At 60.3% G+C, this 6,958-nt stretch carries 6 protein-coding genes; 3 read left to right on the top strand and 3 right to left on the bottom strand.

Going from position 1 to position 6,958, the window contains the following annotated elements; genetic code table 11:
• The first annotated feature begins 353 nt into the window (after positions 1–353).
• Together GX181_05385 and GX181_05380 are read left to right on the top strand one after the other, a co-directional pair.
• Positions 354–1,277 (top strand): nucleotidyl transferase AbiEii/AbiGii toxin family protein, encoded by a 924-nt coding sequence (locus GX181_05385; GenBank protein ID NLM71373.1) that lies wholly within the window; start codon positions 354–356, stop codon positions 1,275–1,277.
• A 113-nt stretch (positions 1,278–1,390) separates the two neighbouring features.
• Positions 1,391–2,026, top strand: coding sequence for a hypothetical protein (locus tag GX181_05380; GenBank protein NLM71372.1), 636 nt, complete (start codon positions 1,391–1,393; stop codon positions 2,024–2,026).
• Positions 2,027–2,116: 90 nt separating this feature from the next.
• Here GX181_05380 and wecB read toward each other — a convergent pair whose 3' ends face one another.
• From wecB to GX181_05365, 3 genes are all read right to left on the bottom strand, one after another.
• On the bottom strand, positions 2,117–3,193 hold the full coding sequence (wecB, locus tag GX181_05375; GenBank protein NLM71371.1) for a UDP-N-acetylglucosamine 2-epimerase (non-hydrolyzing): 1,077 nt from the start codon (positions 3,191–3,193) through the stop codon (positions 2,117–2,119).
• Between the two features lie 371 nt (positions 3,194–3,564).
• Positions 3,565–4,866 (bottom strand): nucleotide sugar dehydrogenase, encoded by a 1,302-nt coding sequence (locus tag GX181_05370; GenBank protein NLM71370.1) that lies wholly within the window; start codon positions 4,864–4,866, stop codon positions 3,565–3,567.
• 11 nt (positions 4,867–4,877) lie between these two features.
• Positions 4,878–5,633 (bottom strand): N-acetyltransferase, encoded by a 756-nt coding sequence (locus GX181_05365; protein NLM71369.1) that lies wholly within the window; start codon positions 5,631–5,633, stop codon positions 4,878–4,880.
• 359 nt (positions 5,634–5,992) lie between these two features.
• Between GX181_05365 and GX181_05360 the strand changes: the two genes are divergently transcribed.
• Positions 5,993–6,958, top strand: a 966-nt coding sequence (locus GX181_05360) for a right-handed parallel beta-helix repeat-containing protein (GenBank protein NLM71368.1), incomplete at its 3' end; no start/stop codon positions are given.

Raw genomic sequence — 6,958 nt, 5'->3', positions numbered from 1 at the left:
GGCGAGGTCCCTCCGGCGATGAACCTGCCTCGGGATGACGGGGGCGAGGTCCCTCCGGCGCTGCGCGCCGTTCGGGACGACGGGAATGGCTGCGCGCCGTTCGGGACGACAAGTATGGCCACGTTCGTCGGGGATGACCGGCCCCTGCTGTCATCCCGACGACCAACGGGAGGAGGGATCTCGATCCTGCATAACCGCAAAACCAGATCCCTCGGCGATAAACCTGCCTCGGGATGACAAGAGCAGGTCCCTCCTCGCTCCGCTCGTTCGGGACGACAAGTATCGCAGCGTTATCAGTCTCGTGGATCCCTTGCGCAACATCAGTATCCATTATAATAGGTGCACCGGTGTTTATGATAAAGCTGGGCGGGCGCGATGCGCGCATCTGTTCTTTGCTTTGCGACTGGCAGGTGAGTACAATTTTTGAAGAGCTAAAAAATCACATGGCAGCAGGCGAGAAGTTCATTGCGCTGGAAAAATTCCAGAATCTCATATTGATGGGACTCTCGTTGCGGACTGATTTTTTTAGGCATGCCGCGATGTTCGGAGGTACATCCCTGCGCATATTTCACGACCTGCCAAGGTTTTCAGAGGATCTTGACTTCACAGTGGTTTCGGCTGCTCTCGATTTCGCTCTTTTACCTTACAGAGAATCTCTTTCCCGCTTTTTTGAGGAGCTTGGAATTGGGCAAGTAAAATTCAATGTGAAGAGCCGGGCGGGGGATATTGCCGCAGGAAGCATTGTCCTGCCGATCAGCAGGTCGGAAAGTTTAAGGGTGAAGATTGACACCGAGAAAACACAATTCGCCCTTGCGCCGGAGACCGAGACATTGTACGGCTCGTTTCCATTTCAGTATCCCGTCCGGATATGCCGCTTGTCCTCCAGTTTCGCAGGCAAAATGGATGCCATAATACACCGCCAGTGGGGCGCCAAGCGCGTCAAAGGCCGGGACTGGTACGATTTATTGTGGTATCTGCGAAAGGGAACTGAACTCAACCTGCACTGGCTTGAAAAACGGCTGAAGGCAAAGGGTACTCTTGCTTCCGATGAACAGCTAAGCCCCGAGCTGCTGGGTGAACTATATGAAAAAAGAGCGGCGACGGTAGACGTCAAAGAGGTACTGCGGGATGTCACTGTATTTATGACGGACAGCCTTGAAAAGAGCGCTTTGGCCGCCTGGAGCTCCGAGTTGTTCCTACTGCAAAAGGAGAAGGTTGTTGACGCCGCCCGCAGGTTTATTCTTTCGAAAAACGGGGTGGAGAAACATCGTTCGTGAGTTTCGTCGTTTTGTCTCATGGCATTTCCTTTTTATGTAGTGTAAAATCTAGAAAACAGATGTTACGCGTTTAAAAACGAAACCATGGAGAAGATGACGATAAAATGACGGATTTGGAGCTGCTGGCAGGCCTGGAGCCCGAGATTCCCGGATGGGTGCTTCAAAACAGGCTTAGGGAGGCCGGGTATGTAAATATCTGGCAGAAGATCGAGGGGCTGATCTCAGCTGGGTACATAGAAAGGCTGAAGAAGAACTGGTACTGCCTTGGCCCTCTTCTGCGAAAGAGAGAGCCCTCGCTGCGCTATCTTGCCTGCAATATCAACGGGCCGGCGGCGGTTTCAGGCAGCCTTGTGCTGTTCGAGGCGGGGCTGATTCCAGATGCCGTGGTCTCTGTGACGGCTGTAAGCTCAAGGAGGAGCAGCAGTCTGGACACCCCTTACGGGGGCATCCATTGGCAGAGGCTTCCTGCCAACCTTGTCTTCAGGGGAACGAACAGGGTGACCGGCCCTCCCGGCTACATAATAGCGGCCAGGGAGAAGGCGCTTCTTGATCTGCTGTACACAACCAGATACACCCCGCCCAACTACTCCCTTTGGAAGGATTTCTTTTTCGAAGACCTGAGAATTGACGAGGATGAAGCGGCGGGCCTTGATTTCGTCTTATTGGGGGAGTTGGCTATATTTTTTGGTTCGCCCAAGATAACAAAGCATGTCCAGTGGTTCCGAAAATATTTCGGCGCACGGGATTAATGCGCGAAATGCAACTGGTTATGTTTTCTCCATAAAATCTAGGTCCCTCCGTCGCTTATGCGGCACGTCCCTGGCCGCCGACTCTACCGGTCACTCCGCCAAGCTCTCGACTATGCGCTCTCCCGCGTCGCCTGCGCCGTATATGTTTTCGGGGCGGGGAGCCGGGGCGAGTGCCTCTGCGACCGCGCGTGCGATGCGTTCGGCGTCCGGGGGGCATAGGAGGTTCCACCCGGCGTCGGTCAGTTCGCGCCAGCCGGTGTCGGGCATCAGCACGACGGCGCGTTTTCCAGCGTAGTAGGCCTCCTTCTGGTATCCGCCGCTGTCGGTGACCACTGCGGCGCAGTGCTGTGTCAGCGACATCAGGTCAAGATAGCCGATGGGCTCGACTACGCGGAGATTCGTCAGGCCCTCCTCCAGGCCGAACTCGGCGACGCGCTTGCTGGTGCGCGGGTGAAGGGGGAGCAGGACTTCAAGGCCGCTCTCCCTGTGCGCGCGGTTCAGGCCGTCGAGGATTCCGGCGAGGGTTTTCGGATCGTCGGTGTTGAAGTCGCGGTGGATGGTGGCGACGATGTAGCCGCCTTCGTCGAGGCCTAGGCGGGTTCGGGCCTCGTCCGGGTCCAGGCGGGGTGCCATCTTTAGGTAGAGATCGTACATAACGTCGCCGGGCACCGTGACGCCGGTAGTCATGCCCTCGTCGGCGAGGTTGCGCGCTGCGAGCTCGGAGCAGCAGAACAGGCGCGCGGAGATGCGGTCGGTGAGCACGCGGTTTATCTCCTCGGGCATGTCTTTGGGATGCTGGCGGATTCCGGCCTCGACGTGGGCGACCGGGATTTTTAGCTTGACGGCGGCGAGCGCCCCGGCGAGAGTGGTGTTGGTGTCGCCGTAGACGAGGACTGTGTCGGGCTTCGCCCGCATGAGCAGGGCCTCGAACTTCGCCAGGACGTCGGCGGTCTGGACCCCGTGGGTGCCGGAGCCGACTCCGAGGAAGTGATCGGGCTGCTTCATCTCCAGCTCGGCGAAGAAGATGTCGGACATGTTGGCGTCGTAGTGCTGGCCGGAATGGACGAGGACGTGCCTCCACGCGCCGCGGCGGCGGGCCTCGGCGCCCACGACGGCCTCCTTGACGAACTGCGGGCGCGCGCCCACGAGGGAGATGATTGTTTTCATTGATATAACTCCTTGTGTATTGTCGTCCTGACGACCAGCCCTTGCTGTCTTCCAGAGCTGTCTCTGCTGTCATCCCGACGACCAGCAGGAGGTAAGCAGGCGACCGAACGGACGCTTTTACCGTTCGTGTCGATCGCTATCCCGAGGAGCACAGCGACGTAAGCAGGCGACAGGCGCAGCGCAGCGAGCCTAGTCGTTCGCTATCCCGAGAAGCGTAGCGACGAGGGGAGGGGAGGGATCTCAGGGTTGAACGTGCGTTAGAATCGAGATCCCTCGGCGATGAACCTGCCTCGGGATGACAGAACCGGGCCTGCGCTTTCTCGGGATTACAGACCCCAGGCTTACAGCTCCTTTGAATTTGCGGACTCCAACTACAGCAGCACCACATTCTCCCTCTTCTCCCCGGCGTAGATGTTCTTCGTGTCCAGGATCAAGGGTACGTTGTCCGCCACCAGAGCGTAGTCCACGCCCTTTCTGTGGGCTGCCGTCACCACCGCCGCATCGAATGAGGCCAACAGCTCGGCGGTCGGCTCTATCGAGAGCTTCACTCCGTCCGGGCGGGTCGCCTTCGGGATGTACGGGTCGAAGAAGTGCACGGTCGCGCCCTTTCGCTCCAGCTCGTCCCACACCTTGAGGGCGGGGGACTCGCGCAGGTCGTCTATGTCGCCCTTGTAGGCTATGCCCAGCAGCAACACTCGGCTGCCCTTCATCGGCTTGCACCTGTCGTTGAGCAGATCCTGCAGGCGCGAGACGACGTAGGCGGGCATCTCGTCGTTGATGTCGCCGGCCATCTCGATCAGTCGGGTGTGGTAGTCGTGGGCGCGGGCCTTCCACGTCAGGAAGTAGGGGTCGATGGGGATGCAGTGGCCGCCCACTCCGGGGCCGGGGTAGAAGGGGACGAAGCCGAAGGGCTTGGTCGCGGCCGCGGCTATCACCTCCCAGACGTTGACGCCCATCTTGTGGCAGATGACGGCCATCTCGTTGGCGAGGGCGCAGTTGACGATGCGGAAGGTGTTCTCCAGGATTTTGGTCATCTCCGCCTCCTTGGGGGAGGAGACGGTAAACACCGGAGCCTCCAGCACCGCCTCGTACAGGGCTCGGGCGGCCTCGGTGCACGCGGGGGTGCAGCCGCCGACGACCTTTGGGGTGTTCTTGGTCTTGTATAGCAGGTTGCCGGGGTCCACTCGCTCGGGGGAGAAGGCGAGGTGCAGGTCTCGCCCGATGGCGAAGCCGCGTTTCTCGAACACGGGCTTGAGGATGCTCTCCGTGGTGCCGGGCCAGGTGGTGGACTCAAGCACCACTAGCATTCCGGGGCGAGCATGCTCGGCGATCGTGCGCGCCGATGACTCGACGTAGGTCATGTTCGGCTGCTTGTAGCGGTCGAGCGGTGTGGGGACGCATATCGCGATCACATCGCACTCGTTAAGGCGCGAGAAGTCTGCCGTCGCGGAGAGATGTCCGTTCTCCACCAGCCGCGCGAGCTCCTCCGGCACCACGTCGCCGATGTAGTTCTCCCCCCGGTTGACCTTGGCGCACTTCTCCTCCTGCACGTCGAAGCCGATGACGGTGAAGCCCGCCCGTGCCTTCTCCACCGCGAGGGGAAGGCCCACGTAGCCGAGCCCGACCACTCCCACTACCGCCCTCTTGGTGGCGATCTTCTCCATAAGGTTCATTTTGGCACCCTCTATCCTTTGAAGAATACTTGATTCTCTATCAGCTGCTCTTCCGGCACGGGCCGCAGGACTCGCGCGGGCACTCCGAGCACGATCATCCGCGGAGGCACGTCCTTCGTCACCAGGCTCCCCGCTGCGACGAGGGCGTCCTCGCCGATCGTCACGCCGGGGAGCAGTGTGGCATTGGCGCCTATGCGCGCGCCTCGCCTCAGGGTAGGGCCGCCAAAGTGCTTTTTGCGCTCCTCCGTGCGCCCGAGGTAGTTGTCGTTGGTGAAGGCGACGCACGGGGCGATGAAGCAGTAGTCCTCAATCGCAGACATGGCGGTTATGTAGACCTCCGTCTCGATCTTGCACCTTCGCCCGATGGCGGTTTTGTTCTCGATGGTCGCGCCGCGGCCGATTATCGTGAGCTCGCCGACGGTCACGTCCTCTCGTATGGACGCGAGGTCGCCGACGAACACTCCGTCGCCGAGGACGGCCCCCCGATAGACGACGCAGTTCGCGCCTATGGTGACGCCTCGCCCGATGACGAGCGGAGGCAGTTCGCGCGCCTCGCCCGTGGTGGCCGACAGGGACGCCTTCGCCGGCAGCTTGCCGAGCACCACGCCGTCGAGGATCTTCGAGCCCTCGCCGATGAGGACGCCGCTCCTGACGACCGCATTGTGCCCGATCTCGACGCCGGGGCCGATCTCGACTCCGTCCTCGATCACAACGTTATGACCGATGACAGCGGTCTCCGGGATGAATACAGACTTTGATATGCTCATGGCGGACCTCGCAGACGGGTATTTTGGTTCTGCGAGTAATAATATTGCTCGGCCGCGGGAAAGTCAATCAGCAGGCGATGTCGCGGGGCGGTGGGGGACGACGAGGTATCGTCATCCTGACGACCGCCAAGGGTTGTGTCATCCTGAAGGAGCGAAGCGGAGGAAGGATCTCGGGTTAATGGCTGAAAAAACCGAGGTCCCTCCTCCCGTTGGTCGTGCGGGAAGACAATATCCGGTCGTTCCCAAAGAGCCGCCCACCGGGTTTTGAAAAAAACCTTGCCGCTGCTATAATCATGTCAGGCGTTGGCTCGCCTTGCCGTGACTCGTCGTAGAATTTCATCGTAAAAGGGGGTTTTAGCTTGCGCCTTCGTAATCGTCGCCTGGCCTTTCTGCTGGCGGCGCTTTTTTTTGTGTGTACGGCCGCGGGCTCCGAGGCGGCGACAGCGATACGGGTGACCAAGGCCGGCGGCAAGGTATCCCCAAGGGACGGGTCTTCCTGGGAGAGGGCGCTCAACAGGGACGAGCTGCTCGCCCGGTTATCGGACGAAAGCGTAAAGGATGTAGAATTCTGGCTGGCAGGCGGCGTTTACAACATCAGAAGAAGCGGGGGCGGCCCTTCGACATTTCGCCTCCGCAAGGGTGTGTCGATCTACGGAGGGTTCAAGGGCGATGAGTCCAGCAGGGACGAGCGCGACCCCTCCGCTCACGTGACGGTCCTCAGCGGCAACGAACTCTCCTGCAACGCGGTGACCATAGCCGAGGACGCCGACGAGACCACGGTGCTCGACGGAGTGCGTGTCATGAACGGAGACGCCAGAAACCACCCGCCATCGTATAACAGCGGCGGCGGCGTCTACATCGAGGACGGCGCCCCGACCGTCTCGAACTGCCTATTCCTGAATAACAAGGCGAGGAAGGGCGGCGCCGTGTTCTGTAAAAAGGGATCGCCGAGGTTCGTGAACTGCGTCTTCGACGGCAACACGGCCACTGAGGGACGAGGCTTTTTCATCCAGGAGGGGAGCGCTGCACTTCTGGACTGCTCATTCATCAGCGATAGCGAGAGCGGGGGCGCGGGAGGCGCGCTGGTCGTCCTGGCGCAGGCGACAGTCCGCTGCGAGAGGTGCGAGTTCAGCAACAATAAAGCCTCCGCGGAGGGAAGCGCGGTGCGCAACCAAGGCGACCTGGAGCTGGTCAACTGCACCTTCTCGGGCAACCTTTCATCCGGCGCTGTCTACAACAACAACGGCGCCATCTCGGCGGTTAACTGCACCTTTGCGAACAACACCCCTACGGGCGGCGTCGCCCTGATAAACAAGGACGGCGAG

Source organism: Synergistaceae bacterium (assembly GCA_012521675.1).
Lineage (GTDB): Bacteria > Synergistota > Synergistia > Synergistales > Aminobacteriaceae > JAAYLU01.
This window is presented reverse-complemented; position numbering and strand designations above follow the sequence as displayed.